The sequence below is a fragment of the Bordetella bronchialis genome (assembly GCF_001676705.1).
In the GTDB taxonomy this organism is placed as follows: Bacteria; Pseudomonadota; Gammaproteobacteria; order Burkholderiales; family Burkholderiaceae_B; genus Bordetella_C; species Bordetella_C bronchialis.
The window spans coordinates 5,471,103-5,491,114 of the sequence record NZ_CP016170.1 but is presented as its reverse complement, the minus strand read 5'-3'; the positions used below and the strand labels follow the sequence as shown (position 1 = coordinate 5,491,114).

General features: G+C 67.7%; 16 protein-coding genes. 11 read left to right on the top strand and 5 right to left on the bottom strand.

From position 1 onward, the window contains the following. Positions 1–10 precede the first annotated feature (10 nt). Together mdcA and BAU06_RS24090 are read right to left on the bottom strand one after the other, a co-directional pair. Positions 11–1,654, bottom strand: coding sequence for a malonate decarboxylase subunit alpha (gene mdcA / locus BAU06_RS24095; RefSeq protein ID WP_066356592.1), 1,644 nt, complete (start codon positions 1,652–1,654; stop codon positions 11–13). A gap of 231 nt (positions 1,655–1,885) precedes the next feature. Next, positions 1,886–2,824, bottom strand: coding sequence for an MBL fold metallo-hydrolase (locus BAU06_RS24090; RefSeq protein ID WP_066359701.1), 939 nt, complete (start codon positions 2,822–2,824; stop codon positions 1,886–1,888). Positions 2,825–4,288: 1,464 nt separating this feature from the next. On the opposite strand from BAU06_RS24090, the gene BAU06_RS24085 reads away from it, so the two are divergent. After that, a complete protein-coding gene (locus BAU06_RS24085; RefSeq protein ID WP_066356588.1) occupies positions 4,289–4,636 on the top strand; it encodes a hypothetical protein in 348 nt (115 codons plus the stop codon). Here the strand turns inward: BAU06_RS24085 and BAU06_RS24080 are convergent. Then, a complete protein-coding gene (locus BAU06_RS24080) occupies positions 4,611–6,017 on the bottom strand; it encodes a sensor histidine kinase (protein WP_066356579.1) in 1,407 nt (468 codons plus the stop codon). The two genes, BAU06_RS24085 and BAU06_RS24080, sit on opposite strands and share 26 nt — an antisense overlap. Next, positions 6,014–6,679 carry a response regulator transcription factor gene (locus BAU06_RS24075; protein WP_082988450.1) on the bottom strand — a complete coding sequence of 222 codons (666 nt, stop codon included), beginning with the start codon at positions 6,677–6,679 and terminating at the stop codon, positions 6,014–6,016. The genes BAU06_RS24080 and BAU06_RS24075 overlap by 4 nt, the downstream gene beginning before the upstream one ends. Positions 6,680–6,809: 130 nt before the next feature. Here BAU06_RS24075 and BAU06_RS24070 point away from each other — a divergent pair, with 130 nt between their 5' ends. The 8 genes from BAU06_RS24070 (at position 6,810) to BAU06_RS24035 (ending at position 17,269) form a co-directional block, all read left to right on the top strand. After that, on the top strand, positions 6,810–7,616 hold the full coding sequence (locus BAU06_RS24070; RefSeq protein WP_082988449.1) for a MipA/OmpV family protein: 807 nt from the start codon (positions 6,810–6,812) through the stop codon (positions 7,614–7,616). 200 nt (positions 7,617–7,816) lie between these two features. Continuing rightward, complete coding sequence (gene rsmB / locus BAU06_RS24065) at positions 7,817–9,184, top strand: 16S rRNA (cytosine(967)-C(5))-methyltransferase RsmB (RefSeq protein WP_066356577.1); 1,368 nt, start codon at positions 7,817–7,819, stop codon at positions 9,182–9,184. A gap of 39 nt (positions 9,185–9,223) precedes the next feature. Next, positions 9,224–9,808: a DUF4390 domain-containing protein gene (locus tag BAU06_RS24060; protein WP_066356576.1), complete on the top strand. Its 585-nt coding sequence runs from the start codon at positions 9,224–9,226 to the stop codon at positions 9,806–9,808. Continuing rightward, positions 9,805–12,120 carry a sensor histidine kinase gene (locus BAU06_RS24055; protein WP_066356574.1) on the top strand — a complete coding sequence of 772 codons (2,316 nt, stop codon included), beginning with the start codon at positions 9,805–9,807 and terminating at the stop codon, positions 12,118–12,120. Before BAU06_RS24060 ends, BAU06_RS24055 begins: the two co-directional genes overlap by 4 nt. Before the next feature lie 12 nt (positions 12,121–12,132). After that, on the top strand, positions 12,133–12,810 hold the full coding sequence (locus tag BAU06_RS24050; RefSeq protein WP_066356568.1) for a response regulator: 678 nt from the start codon (positions 12,133–12,135) through the stop codon (positions 12,808–12,810). Next, positions 12,807–14,186: a Trk system potassium transporter TrkA gene (gene trkA, locus BAU06_RS24045; RefSeq protein ID WP_066356563.1), complete on the top strand. Its 1,380-nt coding sequence runs from the start codon at positions 12,807–12,809 to the stop codon at positions 14,184–14,186. The genes BAU06_RS24050 and trkA overlap by 4 nt, the downstream gene beginning before the upstream one ends. A gap of 139 nt (positions 14,187–14,325) precedes the next feature. After that, positions 14,326–15,795, top strand: coding sequence for a TrkH family potassium uptake protein (locus BAU06_RS24040; protein WP_156770322.1), 1,470 nt, complete (start codon positions 14,326–14,328; stop codon positions 15,793–15,795). A gap of 226 nt (positions 15,796–16,021) precedes the next feature. Continuing rightward, complete coding sequence (locus tag BAU06_RS24035; RefSeq protein WP_066356561.1) at positions 16,022–17,269, top strand: YbdK family carboxylate-amine ligase; 1,248 nt, start codon at positions 16,022–16,024, stop codon at positions 17,267–17,269. Here the strand turns inward: BAU06_RS24035 and BAU06_RS24030 are convergent, their stop codons facing one another. Further along, a complete protein-coding gene (locus BAU06_RS24030) occupies positions 17,270–18,217 on the bottom strand; it encodes a methyltransferase domain-containing protein (RefSeq protein WP_066356559.1) in 948 nt (315 codons plus the stop codon). Positions 18,218–18,281: 64 nt separating this feature from the next. Between BAU06_RS24030 and BAU06_RS24025 the strand changes: the two genes are divergently transcribed. Together BAU06_RS24025 and BAU06_RS24020 are read left to right on the top strand one after the other, a co-directional pair. Next, on the top strand, positions 18,282–19,115 hold the full coding sequence (locus BAU06_RS24025) for a ComF family protein (RefSeq protein WP_231933954.1): 834 nt from the start codon (positions 18,282–18,284) through the stop codon (positions 19,113–19,115). 129 nt (positions 19,116–19,244) lie between these two features. Further along, positions 19,245–19,715: a tRNA (cytidine(34)-2'-O)-methyltransferase gene (locus BAU06_RS24020; RefSeq protein ID WP_066356548.1), complete on the top strand. Its 471-nt coding sequence runs from the start codon at positions 19,245–19,247 to the stop codon at positions 19,713–19,715. Positions 19,716–20,012 lie beyond the last annotated feature (297 nt).

Here is a 20,012-nt window from a genome sequence, read left to right as displayed (position 1 = left end):
GTCCAGGTCCTTACCAGTTGCGGAACCGTGCGGGCGGCGCATACAGGCCGCCCGACCACGTCACCAGGTCCTTGATCGAGCGCGCCGCCAGCATCTGGCGCGTGGCATCCAGGGGATTGATGTCCAGGTCCTGCGGGCGCCGGATGACGCCGCGCTGGCGCAGCGCCTCTACCGCCTTGGGGTCGCGGCCGCGGCCGACTTCGGTGTAGCCGGCGACGCCGCGTATGGCCTGCTCGCGTTCGTCCAGGTCGCGGCACATCAGCAGATTGGCGATGCCTTCCTCCGTCACGATGTGCGTGACGTCGTCGCCGTAGACCATGATGGGTGGCAGGTCCAGCTTGAGCTTGCGTGCCAGTGCGACGCTGTCGAGCTGTTCGACGAAGGTAGGAGCCTGCTTCTCGCCGAAAGTTTCAACGATTTGCACGACCAGCTTGCGGCCGCGCGGCATGCGGCCGTCCGTGCCCGCCTGCTCCCGGCCGGCTTTCAGCCAGCTGTCGGAGGGATGCCGCCGTCCGCGCGCGTCGGAGCCCAGGTTGGGCGCGCCGCCGAAGCCCGCGATGCGGTCGGTGCGCACGGTGGAGGAGTTGCCTTCCAGGTCCATCTGCAAGGTGGAGCCGATGAACATGTCGCAAGCGTAGAGTCCCGCGTTGTGGGCCAGCATGCGATTGGAGCGCTGGCTGCCGTCGTGGCCGACGAAGAACACATCGGGACGCGCGCTGACGTAGTCGTCCATGCCGACTTCCGCCCCGGGGGAGAACACCTGCCGCACCCAGCCGCTTTCGACGGCGGGTATCAGCGTGGGATGCGGATTCAGCATCCAATGCGTCACGATCTTGCCCTTCAGGCCCAGCCGCTCTCCATAGGTGGGCAGCAGCAGTTCGATGGCCGCGGTGGGAAACCCCACGCCGTGGTTCAGCGTGCGCACGCCGTAGGGCGCGTAGATGCCCTTGATGGCCATCATGCCCATCAGGATCTGGGTTTCGGTGATGCTGGCCGGGTCACGCGTGAACAGCGGTTCGATGTAGAAGGGTTCGGGCGATTCGACGATGAAGTCCACCTGGTCCGCCACCAGATCCACGCGCGGCAGGGTGTCGACCACTTCGTTGACCTGCGCCACCACGATGCCGTCCTTGAAGGCCGTCGCCTCGACAATGGTGGAGGTGTCTTCGGTGTTCGGCCCCATGTACAGGTTGCCCTGGCGATCCGCCTGGCGCGCGACAATCAGCGCCACCTTGGGCGTCAGGTCGATGAAGTAGCGCGCGAACAATTCGGGATAGGTATGGATGGCGCCGACTTCCACGCGGCCTTTTTCCAGGGCGCGGGCGATGGCGCCTCCCTGGGGGCCGGAATAGCAGAAGTCGAGCTTGCGCGCGATGCCGGCTTCGAACAGTTCCAGGTGCTCGGGCAAGGTGATGCCCGACTGCACGATGTGCAGATCGTGGACCTTTTCGGGATCCACCTGCACGAGCGCGCGCGCCAGGAAATCGGCCTGCTTCTGGTTGTCGCCTTCCAGGCACAGCCTGTCGCCGGGGCGCAGCACGGCCTGCAATAGGGCGACGGTGTCGGCGGCGGCCACGTACTTGCCGCGTGCGTAGGGCCGGGCCGCTTCCAGCCGGGCCGCGCGGTCGCGGGCTTGTTGGTTCCATTGCGTCATTGCTTTCGATCCTGCGGAGTCGTTGTCCACGGGGATCACTCTAGGCGCCTGTATCGCGCCCGGCAATAACCCAACCCCCTGTTATCCGCGGTGCCAATAAGCAAATCGTTGAACGCGATGACGTCCCGGCGCGGGACATCCACGGGCGCAAGGGCGCGCCCGGCGAAGCTTCAGCGCGACGCGCGGTCCCCGCCGCCTGCGCCAAACGCAGTACCGCACCGCCCCCGGCGTTCAGAACCCATTCAGCGGAAGCTTCAGATACCGCACGCCGTTGGATTCCGGTTCGGGCAGGTGTCCCGCGCGCATGTTGACCTGCACCGAAGGCAGTATCAGCCTGGGCATGGGCAGTTTGGCGTCGCGCGCCTGGCGCATGGAGACGAAGTCCTGTTCGTCCACGCCTTCATGTACGTGGATGTTCCGCTCGCGCTCCGCGCCGATGGTGGTTTCCCACGCATAGTTGTCGCGCCCCGGTGCCTTGTAGTCGTGGCAAAGAAAGACCCGCGTTTCATCGGGCAGCGCCATCAGGCGGCGGATCGACCGGTACAGCATGCCGGCATCCCCGCCGGGAAAGTCGCAACGGGCCGTGCCGTAGTCGGGCATGAACAGCGTGTCGCCCGTGAACACCGTGTCGCCGATCACATAGGCCATGCAGGCCGGTGTATGGCCCGGGACGTGCAGGGCGATGCCTTGCAGGCCGCCGATGCTGAAATGTTCGCCGTCCTGGAACAGGTGGTCGAACTGCCGGCCGTCGCGGGCGAACTCGGTGCCTGCATTGAAGATCTTGCCGAAGACTTCCTGCACGGTGGTGATGTGTCGCCCGATGGCGAGACGTCCGCCCAGCCGCGCCTGCAGCCAGGGCGCGGCCGAGAGATGGTCGGCATGGGCGTGGGTTTCCAGCAGCCATTGCGTTTCCAGTCCGTGGTCGCGCACGTGCTCGAGCAGCTTCGACGCGGACCTTTCCGCCGTGCGGCCGCTGGCGGGGTCGAAGTCGAGCACGCTGTCGATGACGGCGCAGGCCGGCGATGCCGGGTCGCGGACGATGTGGCTGGCCGTGAAGGTGGCTTCGTCGAAGAACGAATCCACCCGTGGCCTGGGATGGCCGCCATCGCGGGCGGCCCGGACGATGGCAATGGCATCGCGCAAGGCGCTGTCGGTACGCGGTGATATCATCGTGACCTCCATGGAGAAGCGGATCTCCGGTGCGGCAAACCGGGGCGGTTCGACCTTCGTCCCCCGGTTGCCTTCATGCCGCGGGCGGACGCCATGCCGTGACGGCTCCGCGTGCGGACCGGGCGGCGCCGTCACGGCGTGGCGTCGCGCGCCGGCCTCGCGCCGGCGGGGCATGGGCGCCGAGCAATTGCCGGTTGATCTCGGGGCCGTATCGCGAACGCCGTAGTCGTGGTACAGCTGCGCGCTTTGGCCGTCTTATATATTACTAATAATAATAAGCTAACTTCTACAGGAAATGGAACGCTGGCAATGCGGGTCGCGGCAGGCTTAGCGCCTGGCTACCGGCATCTGCTGATCCATAGGCGTTCTCTCCGCGGTACTCGGTCCCGCGAGCAGCCGGCTCCCCGGTATTACGTGCATCGTGATGCATGGGAACAGGGAATACGACCGTGTCGCTGGTCTGCGGGTGCGCTGGTTCGAATAGGTGCCGGGTCCAGTTTCACCCTTGGTGCAAATAGCCGGCAGCGCCGTCAGGGATCGTCGCGATGTAAGAAAACTCGGGATCTCGCGTGGGAACTGTATGTTGGCACGCGTTACCGAGTCGCCTCGGCAAACCATTCGAGGGATTCAGCATGAGTGAAAAGCTCGAAGCGACACAGCCGGAACACCAAACCCCGGACCATGCGGTTACTGCAGTAGACGTGGGGCAAGATCTTAAGGCGCTTCACAGTATCCGATTTCGACGATCAAGCATTCAGCGATACCCGGCGTTGTTAAGGCTTAACCCGGGCCTGGTCCAAGTGTGAGTTGTCTGTCCTGTCGATGCTCTGCTCTTCGATGTTTTTCTGGAACCCGCCATGTAAAGTGTCCTCGTCCGCTGATTACGAGGCCGTGGTCCATTTTGCTTTGACAAAGCCCGCGATGGCCGCCACAAGCGGATACAGGAACGCAAAAGGCGCGGCATAAATCGCATGGCTTTGTCTTCACTGCTTATAAACCGTCTTTTCACACGCCTGCTCGCGTCGGAGACATTGAACACCACGTCCAGCGCCATGCTGGCGCTATCGGCGCCGCTCCTTGCCATCGCGCTGATGGACGCAGACGCATTCGATGTCGGTCTGCTGGCCGCATCGTCGACGGCGGCACCCCTGCTATTCGGCCTCTCGGCGGGCGCGCTTGCCGATCGCCTGGACCGACAGCGGACACTGCTGTGCTGCGGTCTCGTGCGCCTGGGTCTGGTGGCCGCCGTCGCGGTGCTTTTCGCCTTCGGGCACATGAGTATTCCCCTGCTTGCAGTGGCCGGCTTCGTCCTCTCCGCCGTGAAGCTGCTGTTCGACGCGGTCATCGTGGCGGCGATCCCCACGGTCGTGCCTCGCGCCGCGCGGTGCGGGCGAACAGCTGGTATGAAGCTTCCAATTCGGCGGCCTGCGCAGGGGGGCCGATGGCCGCCGGGTGGCGTTGCAATTGCTTCCGGCCGCCGTGGTGTATTGGTTGGTCACGGTCCTCTATCTGGCAAGCGCCTGGCTGGCGGCCGGCCTGGCGGCATGGGATTTCCTGATCGTCCTGCACCTTATCGTCGAGCACACCGTCCGCCAGGCAACGGTACCGGGCCACCAGTTGGGGCGGATAAGCGCCGTCACCCGCTTCGTCAGCTGGGGCGCGGACCCCGTCGGCGCCGTCATGGGCGGCCTGCTTGTGACCACTGCGCTGGGCACGTTCGGCACGCTGCTGGTCTGCCTGGCCGGCTTTCTCCTGGCCGGTCTGGTCCTGCTTGCGTCAACCGGCATCAGGACGCTCGACATCGAACTGTGAGCGGGACAGCCGCATCGCGGCCCGGGAAACGTACCGTCAGGTGAAAGCCCCGGGCCGCCGGCGCGTCCACGAGCCGCGCGCCATGCAGGCGGGCGATGCGCGCCACCAGGGACAGGCCGATGCCGGTGCCGCGTTCATTCGCGCCAGGCACCCGGAAGAAGCGGTCGTAGATGCGGTCCCGGTACGCCGCGGGTATGCCGGGGCCGTCATCCGAGATCGACAGCACGGGGACGCCGCCTTCCATTCCGCAGGCCATGGCGATGTGCCCGCCGTCGGGCGTATAGCGGATCGCGTTATCCACCAGATTGCCCAGCAGAATGCCCAGCGCGTCGATGTTGCCGTGTACCGGGCAGGGTTGCGCGGCGATGGATACCTTCTGAGATTTGCGCGCCGCTTTGCCTTCGAAATCGCGCACGACCAGGTCGACGATATCGGACAGGTCCAGCGGCTCCATGGGCAGCGTTTCGTCGGTGTCCAGCCTTGCCTGGTCCAGCAGCTGTTCGACGATGCGCGCCGCCCGCGCGGCAACGGCCTGCAGTTTCCCGGCCTCCGCGCGCGCGGCCAGCGCGTCTTCGGCCGCGATCGCGCGCTGGGCCTGGGCCTGGATGGCGGCCAGCGGTGTGCGCAACTCGTGCGCGGCGTCCGCGATCAACTGCCGCTCGCGCGCCAGCGCCGCGTCCTGGCGTTGCAGCAGGTGGTTGATGGCCAGCACGAAGGGGCGGATTTCCCTGGGCAGGCTGCGTTCCAGCACCGGCGAATTGTCGAAGGGCGAGCGGCGCGAGATGGTTTCCCGCGCCTGGTCCAGCGGCCGCAGGCTCAGGCGGATCGCGGCCCACATGACGATGGCCAGAAGCAGGAATATGCCGATGGCGGCGAAGGTGCCTTCCCTGGCCCACTCGCGGTAGGTCTTCTCCAATGCGGTCTCGCCGATGGCGGTCTGGACCTGGATAGTGCCCGTGCGGTCCGAGGCCGCGTATACCCGCCATTCCTCGCCGGCCACGATGCGGTTTCCATAGCCGGGCGTGAAGTCCGGCTTGAACGGCGTGTCCGGCGCGATCGGGGCGCGCAGGATCAGCTTTCCGGACGGCATGTGCCAGACCTGGAAGATCGTGTCCGATGTGGGATCGCCGGACCCGTCCTCCACGCTGCGGTACGCCGCGACGGAGCCATCGGGCGACAGCGTGCGCGGGATGGACTCGATGATCAGGCGCGCGATATCGCGCAGCTTTTCGTCCGAGCGCCCGGTTTCGGGGATCTTGAGTTCCCAGGCACGCAGCGCATACCAGGCCCCGCCGAAGGCCACGATGCCGATCAGCATGGCGCACAGCAGCCGGATGCGCAGGCTGTTGCAGCGCGCGGCAAGATCGCGCCATCCCCTCATGGCGGCGCCGCGCCGATGCGGTAGCCGAAGCCATGCACCGTGGCGATCAGGTCGTTGCCCAGTTTGCGGCGCAGCTGGTGTACATAGACGGCAACGGTGTTGCTTTCTATGGTGCCATGCCGTCCGTAGACGGCGTCCTCCAATTGTTCGCGCGTGACGATATGGCCCTGGCGTTCCAGCAGGGCCACCAGGGTGCGGTATTCATGGATACTGAGCTTCACCGGCTGGTCGGCCAGCAGGACATGGCGGCGCGCCGGGTCTACCTGGACATCGCCGATGCGCATTACGGGGACCACGCGATGGCTGGCGCGCCGCGTGACCGCGCGCAGCCGCGCCAGCAATTCCTCGATGGGAAAGGGCTTGACCAGGTAGTCGTCGGCGCCGGCGTCCAGGCCCTTGATGCGGTCGCTCAGGCGGTCGCGCGCGGAAAGGATGATCACCGGCGTGGCGTCGTAGCGCTCGCGCACGGACTTCAGCAGGCCCAGGCCGGAGCCATGCGGCAGCTGCAGGTCCAGCAGGACGGCGTCGTAGCCGTGGTCGGTCAGCGCCGCGCGGCCCTGGGCGGCATCGGTCAGCCAGTCCACCGCATGGCCCGACTGCCGCAGGCCGCCGCACAGGGCATCGCCCAGCATGGGGTCGTCCTCGATAAGCAACAGGTGCAAGGCCAGGGGTCTCCGGATGGAATGACGGGCAGATTATCGGGCCAAATTTAAAAAACTTTTAAAACCGCCTCTCGAGAATCCCGATCCCGAAGGCCGCCCGATCGGGTGGCCGTGCTTAAGGGTGAACCGGATGGCGATCGATACGAAGGCATCGCAATGGGGCGATGCATGCCGCGCGCGGCGGGCGGGCACCGCGGGATGGATAGTAGGCCTGGTGTGTTGGCTGGCGAGCGGCCACGCGGCGTTGGCGCAGAACAGCGTGGGCCTGGGCGTGGGCGTGGTGCCGGAATACCCCGGCGCCAAGGATTACCACGCGGTGCCGGTGCTGCAGCTGTCGTATGAACGCGGCGCGTTCTTCGTCGACACGCGCGACGGCCTGCCGGCCCTGGGACTCAAGACCCAGCTGGCCCCCGACTGGCAGGCGGGTGTCTTTGCCGGACTGCGCATGGGCCGCGATGCCGACGACCACGATAGGCTGGACGGCCTGGACGATATCGACGCGCATGCCACCGCCGGCGCCTTCCTGCGCTGGCAGCCTGGCCGGTGGCGGCTTACCACGACGGTGACCCAGGCCTTGCACGCGGGCTACGGCACGCGCGTGGAACTGAACGGTTCCTATGCCGTCTGGCAGGACAGCCGCAATACCGTGCGGCTGGGGGCGGAAACCACCTGGGGCAGCCATGACGATATGTCGCGCTGGTTCGGCGTGACCAGCGCCGAGGCCGCCCGCAGCGATGCCGGGCTGGGGCGTTATTCCGCCGGCGCGGGCTTCCGCTCCGCCGGCCTGTACGCGAACTGGCGCTATGCCATCGACCAGAAATGGTCGGTGTTCGGCACCGTGGGCGTGCGCGCGCTGCTGGGCGACGCGCGCGACAGCCCCATCGTGGAGCGCCGCACGTCTCCCTACGGCGCCGTGGGCGTCGGCTACCGCTTCTGACGCGTTCCGCCGGGCGTAGGCCCGCTGTCCGAGCCCGCGGTCCCGGGCCTTGCGGGCCGGGGCTCCACGGTCCGCAGGCTCGCGGTCCGCCGGTCCGACGGCCGTGCGTGTCGGCCATGAGCACTTGCCGTGGCGTCCGAAGGGGCCGCCCGGGCGAAAAGGTACCATTACGGCATTGCCGACCGTCCTTTTCGCTTCCCATGCCCGATCTTCCGTCCTCCCCGGCGCCCAGCGCGGCGCCGTTGCGCGATCTGCTCGCGGAAAGCGCGGAAATCGTGCGTTCGGTGCTGGCGGGGCGTTCCATGACCGATGCCATCGCCCTGGCGCCGGCGCCCTTGCGGGCCGGGTCGCAGGCGCTTTCCTTCCATGCGATGCGCCGGCTGGGCGAAGCGCGCGCGCTGCGGCGCATCCTGGTGCCGCGTACGCCCCCCGAACCCTTGGCCGAGGCGCTGCTGCTGGTCAGCCTGGCGCTGCTGCTTCCGCCGGCCACGCCCGCGGCGCAGGCCGCGTCCGGCCCCGCCGTGCCCGCGGATGGCGCGCCCACCTACGCCCCCCATACCGTGGTGGACCAGGCTGTGCAGGCGGCCGCCCGCATGCCGCGGGTCGCGCCGCTGAAGGGGCTGGTCAACGGCGCGCTGCGCTCCTTCCTGCGCGACCGGGATGCCTTGCTGCCCCAGCTCGCCCGGCAGATCGAGGCGCGCTGGAACCACCCGCAGTGGTGGGTGGACAAGCTGCGCTCGGCCTACCCGCAGGCCTGGGAATCCGTATTGACGGCGGCCAATGTGCCGGCTCCGCTCACCTTGCGCGTGAATCGCCGGCGCGCCTCCCGCGAGCAGGTGCTGGCGGCTTTCGAGGCGGCCGGGATCGCCGCGCGGCCGCAGGGCGACGCCGGCCTCGTCCTGTCCCAGCCGCGTCCGGTGCAGCGGCTGCCCGGGTTCGACGACGGTTGGTGGTCCGTACAGGATGCGGGCGCGCAATTGGCCGCGCCCCTGCTGGGCGTGAAGGACGGCATGCGGGTGCTGGACGCCTGCGCCGCCCCCGGAGGCAAGACGGCGCATCTGCTGGAATTGGCCGACCTGGACCTGCTTGCCCTGGACGCGGATGGCGCGCGGCTGCGGCGCGTGCAGGACAACCTGCGCCGCCTGGGGCTGGATACGCCCCGGGTGTCGCTGCGCGCGGCCGATGCGGCCGATACCGGCGCGTGGTGGGATGGCCGGCCCTTCGATGCGGTGCTGGCCGATGTGCCGTGTACCGCCTCCGGCATCGTCCGCCGGCATCCGGACATCCGCTGGTTGCGGCGTCCGGACGACGTCCCGCGCACCGCCAAGCTGCAGGCGCGCATCGTGGATGCGCTGTGGCGCACCGTGGCGCCGGGCGGGCGCCTGCTGTATGTGACCTGCTCCGTCTTTCCCGATGAAGGCGAGCGCCAGGCCGCCGGCTTCGCCGCCCGCCATGCCGATGCCCGCCGCCTGGATGCGCCCGGACAACTGCTGCCGGAGGCCTCCCGCGCAACAGAGGCCGCCCAGCATGACGGCTTTTTCTACGCCTTGTTTGCCAAGGCCCGCTGAATCGCCAAGAATAATGGAGTCGCAGCGCTGATACATCGTATGCCCATTTCCACGCGCCTGTTTCTTTTGTTGCTGGCCACCGTGCTTACGCTGCCGTGGGCAGGGGCCGCGCATGCGGCCGATCCCAAGGTCGTCAATGTCGATCCCGTCATCCGCAATGGCCGGGTGGAAATCGACGCGGACATCCGCTTCGAGCTCAACGACCAGCTGCGCGAAGCCGCCGAACGCGGCGTTCCGCTGTATTTCACGGCGGACGTGGTCATCACCCGTTCGCGCTGGTGGTGGCTGGACAGTACGGTGGCCGATACCAGCATGACCTGGCGCATCGTCTACAACGCGTTGACGCGCCAATGGCGCGCCGGCGTCGGGGAACTGAACCTGCCGGTGCAGTCCCTGGACGCGGCGATGGACATGGTGCGGCACATCCGCGGCTGGGGGGTGGCCGATGCCAGCGACCTGTCCACGGGCGTCCGTTACGACGGGCGTTTGCGGCTGCGGCTGGATACCTCCATGCTGGCGCGGCCTTTCCAGGTGAATGCCCTGAACAGCAGTTCGTGGTCCGTGGCCACACCGTGGAAGGAATTCGATTTCGCCATCGCCGATCCGGCCGGAGACAAGCGATGAGACTGCTCTTGCGCATCGCGCTGGTGGCGGGCGCCCTGGCGGGCCTGCTGCTGCTGGGCCTGCTGGCCTGGTCCACCGGGAATGCCTCGCGCCTGGCGCGCTACTACGACGCGCTGCTGCTGCTGAACGGCGTGGTGGCGCTGGCCCTGTTCGCCTGGGTGCTGGCGCTGACCGTCAAGCTGGTGCGGCAGATACGGCGCCGCCAGTTCGGCGCGCGGCTCACGGCCCGCTTCGCGCTGGCCTTCACGCTGATCGGCGTGGTGCCCGGCGCCTTGATCTACACCTTGTCGGTGCAGTTCATGTCGCGCTCCATCGAATCCTGGTTCAACGTGCGCGTCGACAGCGCGCTGGAGTCCGGCCTGAACCTGGGCCGCGCGGCGCTGGACTCGCTACTGGCGGACCTGGACGCGCGCGGACGGTCCATGGCCACCGAATTGAACCGCGCCAGCGATTCCAATATCGCGCTGGCCCTGACCCGCCTGCGCGAGGCCAACGGCGTGCAGGAAGCGATGGTCTTCACCGGCGGCGGCCGCATGATCGCGTTTTCCACCAGCCAGTACGGCCAGCTGCTGCCCGAGCTGCCGCCGGCCACGGTGCTGAACCAATTGAGGCTGTCGCGCGGCTATTCGGCGGCGGAAGCCGACGACCCGCTGGACCGGGGCCAGGGCGGCCTGCACCTGCGCGTGGTGATCCCGCTGATCGCCCCGGATCGCTTCGATACCCTGGGCAGTTCGGCCGGCGAACCGCGCTGGCTGCAACTGATCCAGCCCGTGCCGGACCAGATCGCCCACAATGCCAACCGCGTGCAGCAGGGCTTCCGCGATTACCAGGAGTTGGCGCTGTCGCGGCTGGGGCTGCGCAAGCTCTACGGCATCACGCTGACGCTGGCGCTGCTGGTATCGGTGTTCACCGCCATCGCCGTGGCGCTGTCGCTGTCCAAGCGGCTGGTGCGCCCGCTGCTGCGGCTGGCGGCCGGCACGCAGGCGGTGGGCGTGGGCGATTACCGGCCCTTGCCCGAACCGCCCGAGCGCGACGAAGTCGGGCAACTGACGCGCTCGTTCAACGCCATGACGCGGCAGCTCGACGAAGCGCGCCGCATGGTGGAAAGCAACCGGCAGCAACTGGAGCGCTCCAACGTCTACCTGGAAAGCGTGCTGTCCAATCTGTCCTCGGGTGTGCTGGTCTTCGACGAGGGCTTTCGTGTCACCACGGTCAACCAGGGCGCGCAAACCATCCTGCAGGCCGATCTGCGGTCCGTCATCGGCCGGCCCCTGGAAACCGTCGAGGGCATGCTGCCCTTCGCCCAGATCGTGCGGCAGGCCTTCGCCGCCCACACCGCGGTGGGATCCGAACGCCTGCACTGGCAACAGCAATTCGAGATCGAGCTGACGCCCTCGGACCAGGCCTCGCCGGGCGCGTCGCCCACCGTGACGCTGCTCGCGCGGGGCACGCACCTGCGTGTCGACGGCCGCGGCAACGGGTATCTGGTGGTGTTCGACGATATCACCGAGCTGATGTCCGCCAACCGCGCCGTGGCCTGGGGCGAGGTCGCGCGCCGCCTGGCGCACGAGATCAAGAACCCGCTCACGCCCATCCAGCTGTCGGCCGAGCGCCTGGCGATGAAGCTGGCCGACCGGCTGGAGCCCAACGACCGGCGCATGCTGGAGCGCTCCACCAATACCATCGTCAACCAGGTGGCCTCGCTCAAGCATATGGTCGACGATTTCCGGGAATTCGCCCGCACCCCGCCGGCCGTCATGAAGCGCATCGACTTCAACGAATTGGTCGCGGACGTGCTGTCCCTGTACGGCTGGGACCCCGTCGAAGGGCTGTTGCGCGATCACGTGAATTCGCTCAACCTTGAAGTCGCGCTGGAACCGGGGCTGCCGCCTATCGAAGGCGACCCCACGCAATTGCGGCAGGTGATACACAATCTGCTGGCGAATGCGCGCGATGCCATCGCGGACCAGAAAGAAGGCAAGGTGCGCGTTTCCACGCAGCTGACGCGGGCACGCCATGGCGACGGCGACGAGCAACTGGCCCTGCGGTTCACGGTCGCGGACACGGGGCCCGGCTTCTCCGCGCAGGTGATGCAGCGGGCCTTCGAACCCTATGTGACCACCAAGCCGCACGGGACTGGGTTAGGATTGGCGATCGTTCGCAAGATCGTTGAAGAGCATGGCGGGCGCATCGATCTCGCCAATCGGCGCGAGGGTGGGGCGCGCATTTCGATACTGTTGACCCGCCTGGCGGGCGGGGTCGATACTCTGGACGCAACCGCACAACAACAGGATAATGCGGCTACGCAATAGGTGGACGGGTTTATGGCCAGAATTCTGGTGGTTGATGACGAAGTTGGCATCCGCGAGCTTCTGTCAGAAATCTTGTACGACGAAGGACACACGGTCGAACTGGCCGAAAATGCGGCCCAGGCCCGAGCCGCCCGTCTGCGGTCGCGCCCCGACCTCGTTCTGCTGGACATCTGGATGCCCGATACCGACGGCGTCAGCCTGCTCAAGGAGTGGGGCTCCCAGGGTCTGCTGGACATGCCGGTCATCATGATGAGCGGCCATGCCACCATCGACACCGCCGTCGAAGCCACGCGCATCGGCGCCCTGGACTTCCTGGAAAAGCCCATCACGCTCCAGCGGTTGTTAAAAACTATTTCGGCTGCCCTGTCGCGCGGGCGCGCCCCGCAGCCTGTCGCGGCCGCCACCGCCGCGGCCGCCGTGCCCCTGGAAGACGAGCTCGATGCCGCGCCGCTGGCCGCCAATGCGGTAGAGGCGCCCGCGGGTTCCAATGGCCTGTTGGGCAGCATCTCGCTGGACCAGCCCTTGCGCGAAGCGCGCGACGCCTTCGAGCGCATCTACTTCGAATACCATCTGGTGCGCGAAAGCCATAGCATGACCCGGGTATCGGAAAAGACCGGCCTGGAACGCACCCATTTGTACCGCAAGCTCAAGCAGCTGGGCATCGAGTCGGCGCGCAAGCGCAGTACATGAAAATCCTCATCGTCGGGGCGGGGCGGGTCGGCACCAGCGTGGCCGAAAACCTGGTCTCCGAACAGAACGACATCACCGTCATCGATACCGACGCGCGCAACCTGCTGTCCCTGCAGGAACGCTGCGACCTGCGCGGCCTGCATGGCGATGGCGCGCAGGTGTCGGTATTGCGCGAAGCCGGCGCCGAGGACGCCGATCTGTTCATCGCCTGCGCCGCGTCGGATGCCGTCAACCTGGTGGCCTGCCGCATCGCGCGCCAGGTGTTCAATATTCCGCGGCGCATCGCCCGCATACGATCGTCCGATGTCGCCGAGCATCCGGAACTGCTGGGCGACGACGGGTTCTGCATCGATGCATTGATCAGCCCGGAACGCAGCGTCACCACCTACCTGCATAGCCTGATCGAATTCCCCGAGGCCCTGCAGGTCGTCGAGTTCGCCGGTGGCCGCATCAGCGTGGTGGCCGCCCGCGTGGACCGCGGCAGCGCCATGGCCAACCGGCCCCTGGAGGCACTGCCGGAAGTCTGGCCCGACGTGTCGGCGCGCATCATCGATATCGTGCGCAATGGCCGTCCCTTGCAGGCGGGACGCGGCACGGTCATCCTGCCGGGCGACGAGGTCGTCGTGGTCGCCGATACCCGGCATGCGCGCCGCGCGGTGCGCCAGCTGCGCGCGGCGGAAAAGACCGCGCGTCGCATCATGATCGCCGGCGGCGGGAATATCGGTTTGCGGCTGGCGCGCGAACTGGCCGAGGAAAACTACAGCGTACGCCTCATCGAACACGGCGCGGCGCGCTGCCAGTACCTGGCCGAGAAACTGCCGTCCAATGTCCTGGTGCTGCATGGCAACGCCACCGACGAGGCCCTGCTCGAACGCGAGAACATCGACGACATGGACACCTGGCTGGCGCTGACCAGCGACGACGAGGACAACATCATGTCTTCGCTGCTGGCCAAGCGCCTGGGCGCGCGCCGCGTCATCGCGCTGATCAACCGGCAGGCCTATGGGGAACTGATGCAGGGCAGCCATATCGATGTGGCGGTTTCGCCGTCCCATGCCACCATGAGCGAACTGTTGCGCCATGTCCGGCGCGGCGACGTGGTCGCCGTGCACCGCCTGCGGCAAGGGGTCATCGAGGCGCTCGAAGCCGTGGCCCACGGCGACCAGCGCACGTCGCGGGTGGTGGGCCGGCAGGTCTGCCAGGTGCGCCTGCCCAAGGGCGCGGTCATCGGGGCGCTGGCGCGCGAGGACGAGATCATCATGCCGGAGCCCGATACGGTCATTCAGCAGGGCGACCACGTGATCGTATTCGTGCCCGGGCGCAACCAGATGGCCCGGGTGGAGAAACTTTTCCAGGTTTCCGCGTCCTTCTTCTGATCGCCGCGCCCATGCTCCCTTTCCGAGTCCATCCGAATGCCGGTCGGAATGTCGAGCCGAATGTCCGTGCGCACGCCGTCCTGGACGCCGGTCCGGTCCCGGCGCCTGTCATGGACTCCGCCATGGCGGGAGGCGCGGCGTGAACCGGATCGCCTCGATCTTCAACCTGTTGGGCCTGATCATGGCGCTGTTTTCGCTGGCCATGATCCTGCCCCTGGGGCTGGCGATCTACACCGGCGATGCGGCACTGGACGCCTTCGTCGACGGCGCGCTGGCCTGCATGGCCGCCGGCGGCCTGCTTTGGGTGGCGACGCGCCGGAACCGCGCGGAACTGCGCCCTCGCGACGGCTTCCTGCTGGTCTCCATGGTCTGGACGGTCCTGCCCGCCCTGGCCGCCATCCCGCTGTTCATCTATTTCCACCGGGCCGGAACGCCGCTGTCCTTCACCGACGGCTATTTCGAGGCCATGTCGGGCCTGACCACCACCGGCGCCACCGTGCTGACCGGCCTGGACCGCCTGCCGCCCTCAATCAACCTCTGGCGGGCGACCCTGGTCTGGCTGGGGGGCATGGGCATCCTGGTGCTGGCCGTGGCGGTGCTGCCGCTGCTGGGGGTCGGCGGGCACCAGGTATTCCGCGCGGAAACGCCGGGTCCGATCAAGGACGAAAAGCTGACGCCGCGCATCGCCAGCACGGCCAAGGCCCTGTATGCCGTTTATTTCGGGTTCTCGCTGCTATGCCTGTTGGCGTACCGGCTGGCGGGCCTGCCCTGGTTCGAGGCCTGGTGCCACATGGCCACCACCATGGGCCTGGGCGGTTTTTCCACCTGGGATGACGGCTTCGCGCATTTCGACTCCCCGGCCGTCGAACTCGTCGCGATCGTCTTCATGCTGATCGCGGGCATCAACTTCGCCACCCACTTCACCGCCTGGCAGACACGCAGCGCGCGCCCATACTGGACCTGTCCGCAGACCATACCCTACCTGGCCGTGACCCTGGGCGCCGCGCTGGCCATCTCGGTATTCCTGTACGCCGACGGCATTTACAACACACCGGGCCAGGCGCTGCGCTACGGGGTCTTCAACGCCGTGTCGGTGATTACCACCACCGGATACGCCAATGTGGACTACACCCAATGGCCGCTGTCCGTGACGCTGTTGATGCTGCTGCTGTCGGGCGTGGCGACATCGGCCGGTTCGACCGGCGGAGGCATCAAGATGATCCGCGCCATCCTGCTCGCCAAGCAGGCCCGCACGGAACTGGTCGTCATGCTGCATCCGCACGCGGTCAGCCCGGTGCGGCTGCGGGGCCGGGTGGTCGACAACCGCGTGATGGCATCGGTGCTGGCCTTCATGTTGATGTACGGCATGTCCATCGCGGTATTGACCATCCTGATGCTCGTTTCAGGGCTGGACCCGGTGGTCGCCTTCAGCGCGGTCGTGGCCAGCGTCAACAATACCGGCCCAGGGCTGGGCCCTGTCGGGCCCATGGGCAGCTTCGCGGTGTTGACCGATTTCCAGACCTGGCTGTGCACCTTCGGCATGCTTATCGGCAGGCTGGAGCTTTTCACCGTGCTACTTCTGTTTACGCCGGCTTTCTGGCGCCGCTGATCTTCCTCCGGATATTCCCTAGCATGTAAGTGCTTGCTTACCCCAGACCTGGGAGAAGTAGGAGGGTTACGCGCTGTTGCTCATTAATGTCACGATTTTCACCGTTTCTGATGCCATCCGGCGGCTAAACTGCGGCTTCGCGTGACTCACCAGGCCCCCGGGACCTTTGCCGGGGCGCAGTATCGCCTGACGCACTCCACGACCATAAGATACATAGGAGCAGGAAATGGAACAGATTCCGTTCGTCCCTTCCGCCCCCAACACGCTGGGCATCGAACTCGAACTGCAATTGATCGATCCGCGGACGTTTGACCTGACTGCTGCTTCCGACGAATTGCTGGCCCAAATGGCCGACCACCCCATCGCCGACCGGGTAAAGCCGGAGATCACCCGGTCGATGATCGAGCTGAACTCCTCGGTTCACGAGCACCCCATGGGGCTGCTCGCGGAAATGCGCGAAATGCGTTCCGCCCTGTGCGAGGCGGCGGACGCCGTCGGCGTGTCCGTCGCTGGCGGCGGGGCCCACCCCTTCATGCGGTGGCAGGAGCGCTCGATCTCCGACACGCCGCGCTTCCAGTACCTGGCCGAGATGTACGGCTACCTGGCCAGGCAGTTCACCGTCTTCGGCCAGCATATCCACGTGGGCGTCAAAAGCGGCGACCAGGCCATCGCGCTGACCCGCCAGCTGTCCGCCTACGTGCCCCATTTCATCGCCTTGTCGGCATCCTCGCCCTATTACGAAGGGGTGGATACCCTGTTTTCGTGCTGCCGGCTGAATGCCGTCAACAGTTTCCCGCTGGCCGGCCATATGCCGCCGGAGGTCTCGGACTGGTACCGCTTCGAGGCCCACCTCGCGCAGCTGCGTACTTTGGGGCTGGCCGAAAGCATCAAGGACCTGTACTGGGACATCCGGCCCAAGCCGGATTTCGGCACCGTCGAAATCCGTGTGTGCGATACCCCGCTGACGGTGGAACGCGCCTGCCAGCTGGCGGCGTTTGCCCAGGCGCTGGCCGTGCTGCTGCAGCGCGAACCGCAACCGGAAGGCGGACTCTGGCTGGCTTACCGCAGCAACCACTTCCAGGCTTGCCGTTTCGGCCTGCAAGGCAGCTACGTCACCGCGGAAGGACAACGCCTGCGGCTGATCGATCACCTGCGGGGCCTGTTCGGCCGCCTGATGCCGGTTGCCGATGAACTGGGCACCACCGATATGCTGGCGGCCCTGCGCGATGACGCCCTGCGGGCGGGCAACGACGCTCGCTGGCTGCGGGCCCAGTTCCACCGCCTGCGCGACCTGCCTTCCGTGGTCGAGTCCATGACCGGCGCTTTCCGGGGCGAAAGCGGCCTGGTGGGCATGGCCGGCACGGATCCGACGTCCGTCTTGCGGCGACGGGTACGGGCCAACTCCGAACCGGTCGGCGGCGTGGCCGTCCAGACCCTGGCGGAATCCGGCACGGGGCCCCGCCGGCTGCACTGACTAGCGCGGCTGCCGCCCGCCTATCGCGCTGATCGACAGGCGGGTTTCGCCCGGTGCGGTACGCCGGGCGGCCGCGCGCCACGCATGGCCGTAGGCGACTTCGATGGTCAACGCGATGGTGCCGTCCGCCCGGCGCTGGGCTTCGAGCGCCTGGCATAGCCGGTCGCGCCATGCCCGCGTGGCCAAAGAGGCCTTGCGCCGCGCGGCCGGATTGCCGCCCAGCGCGCGCACGTCTTCCAGCAGGCGGTCCGGGGTCTGATAGGTCAAGGTCAGGATCTCCTGGTCCATGACCGGGTCGGCGAAGCCATTTTCAACCAGCAAATCGCCGAAATCGTGCATGTCGACGAAGGAGGGCGTCGCCGTCCGCAGCCCCGCGTCCTCCACCGCCTGCCGCAGTTCCTTCAGGGTGCCGGGCCCCATGCAGGAGAACATCGCCAGGCCGTCCACCTTGAGAATGCGGCGCCATTCCGCCAGGGCGGCATGGGGCCGGGGGTGCCAGTGCAGCGCCAGGTTGGACCACACCAGATCCAGGGATTCCGGCGGCAGGCCGCTGTCCGCCATGTCCGCCTGGATGAAACGCGGTGGGGCGCCCTTGTCGCCCCTGTCGCCGCCCCGCACCAGCCCGGCCAGGCGCCCAAGCCCCAGTATGCCGCCGCGGTTCCTGGGCGCATGGCGCTCCCGCGCGATATCGAGCAGGGGTCCGCAGGCATCCAGCCCGATGTAGGCGGCCTCCGGATAACGCTCGCGCAGCAGGGGCAGGTTGGCGCCTGCGCCGCAGCCGGCATCCAGCAACTGGGCCGGCTGCACCCGGATATAGCGCAGGCGTTCCAGCATGCGCCCGGCGATCTCGCCATACAGGAACTGGGCCTCTTGCAGGTCGCCCCGGCGGGCGAACTGGCGCGTCACGTGGGCGCTGACGATGGGCAGATCGGGAATAGCGTGGGACATTTCGGTCGCGCCCCGGCATGGCGTCGGGGGCGGATATGGTGAGATAGGCCTTTCATTATTGCGCATGGCGGCGCCCGGCCCCGTGGTGGACCCTGCCGCCGTGCGGGATTTCGTCAGGGAGATACCCATGCAGGCGTGGCGCGCAGCGGGATACCGGCTGCTTTCCATGATCCCCACGGATTGTCCGCTGTGTGGCGGCCCGTCCGCCGGCGGACGCCCCTGCGCGGGTTGCCTGCGCGACGTGGCGGCGACCATGCATGCCGGCCAGCCGCGCTGCCCCCGCTGCGCACTGCGGCTGCGCGCCGAGCTCAGTCCCTGCCCGGATTGCGCCCGGCGATCCCTGCCCTTGGCCGGTACCTCCGCCGGTTTCGACTACGAGGCGCCTGGCGATATGCTGATCAGCCGCTACAAGGTCGAAAAGCGCCTGGTGCTGGCGGGGCCGCTGGCCGACTTCATCCTGCGCGCGCCGGGCTTTCCGCCGGACGGCGGCGGTGCCCGCGATCTGGCACCCGGCACCGTGCTGGTACCCATTCCGTCGTCGCGCGCGTCGCTGCGGCGGCGCGGGTTCAATCCCGCGGCGGAACTGGCGCGCGCGCTGGCGCGGCGCACGGGCCTGCCTGTCCGCCTGGGCTGGCTGGCGCGCAGCCGGGAAGGCCCCAAGCAAAGCGGCCTTTCCCGCGAAGCCCGGCTGCGCATGGCGCCGGGCGGCTATGCGTGTCCGGCGCAGATTCCCCCATGCCCCATCGCCCTGGTCGACGACGTCATGACCACGGGCAGTACCTTGCATGCGGCCGCGCTCGCGCTGCGGGCCGCCGGAGCAGGGCGCATCGTCGCGCTGGTGGCGGCGCGGGCGCCGGCGGACGCGGCCGGCACGCTGGCACAATATCGCCTGCCGTAGGCCGCGGGGCCGCATGGACCCCCCGTATGGATGCCCGTATGGACGCCCGTACGGGCCCGCGTATGGCGGGCCCGCGCCCGTTCCTGCCGTCATTCCTTCCCGTTCCGCGCCCCGGCGCGCTGCCCAGCCATGTTCCACGTCGTTCTCGTCGAACCCGAAATCCCGCCCAACACCGGCAATGCGATACGCCTGTGCGCCAATACCGGTTCGCAGCTGCATCTCGTGGAACCGCTGGGCTTCGAGCTGGACGACGCCCGCCTGCGCCGCGCCGGCCTGGACTACCACGAATGGCAGCCGGTGCGCGTGCATGCCACCCTGGCCGAGGCCCTGGCCGCCATCGCCGCGCCACCCGGCCGCGTTTTCGCGCTGACCACGCGCACCCGGCACTCCATCGCCGGCACGTCGTTCCAGGCGGGGGATGTGTTCGTTTTCGGACGCGAGACCGCGGGCCTGTCGGAAGCGCAATTGGCCTTGTTCGAGCCCGGCCAGCGCCTGCGTCTACCCATGCGGCCAGGACAGCGCAGTCTCAATCTATCCAATGCCGTGGCGGTGGTCGTGTTCGAGGCGTGGCGGCAGGCCGGCTATTCCGGCGGCGTGTAGCGGGCTTTCCGCGGCCAGTGCCGGCGGTTTCACGCACAGTTCGCGCCGCGCTATCTCCCAGGCTGTAATCGTCGATATCGATTCGCGACCTGCGCGGGCGGTGGGGGCGGGTTCGTGTCCCATTTTCGGGGTGCGTCGAAACCGCGCGCTCCCCCGAGGAACCGGCTGTGCGCCCGGTGTACCCAGTGGATGACCATTGCGATACAGAAGTCCATGGCCACGACCGGTACAGACCGGCCGGAGCTGTCGGCGACCCGCGGTGGCGGCTTTACCTGAATCTCTCTCGCGCACTCCCGA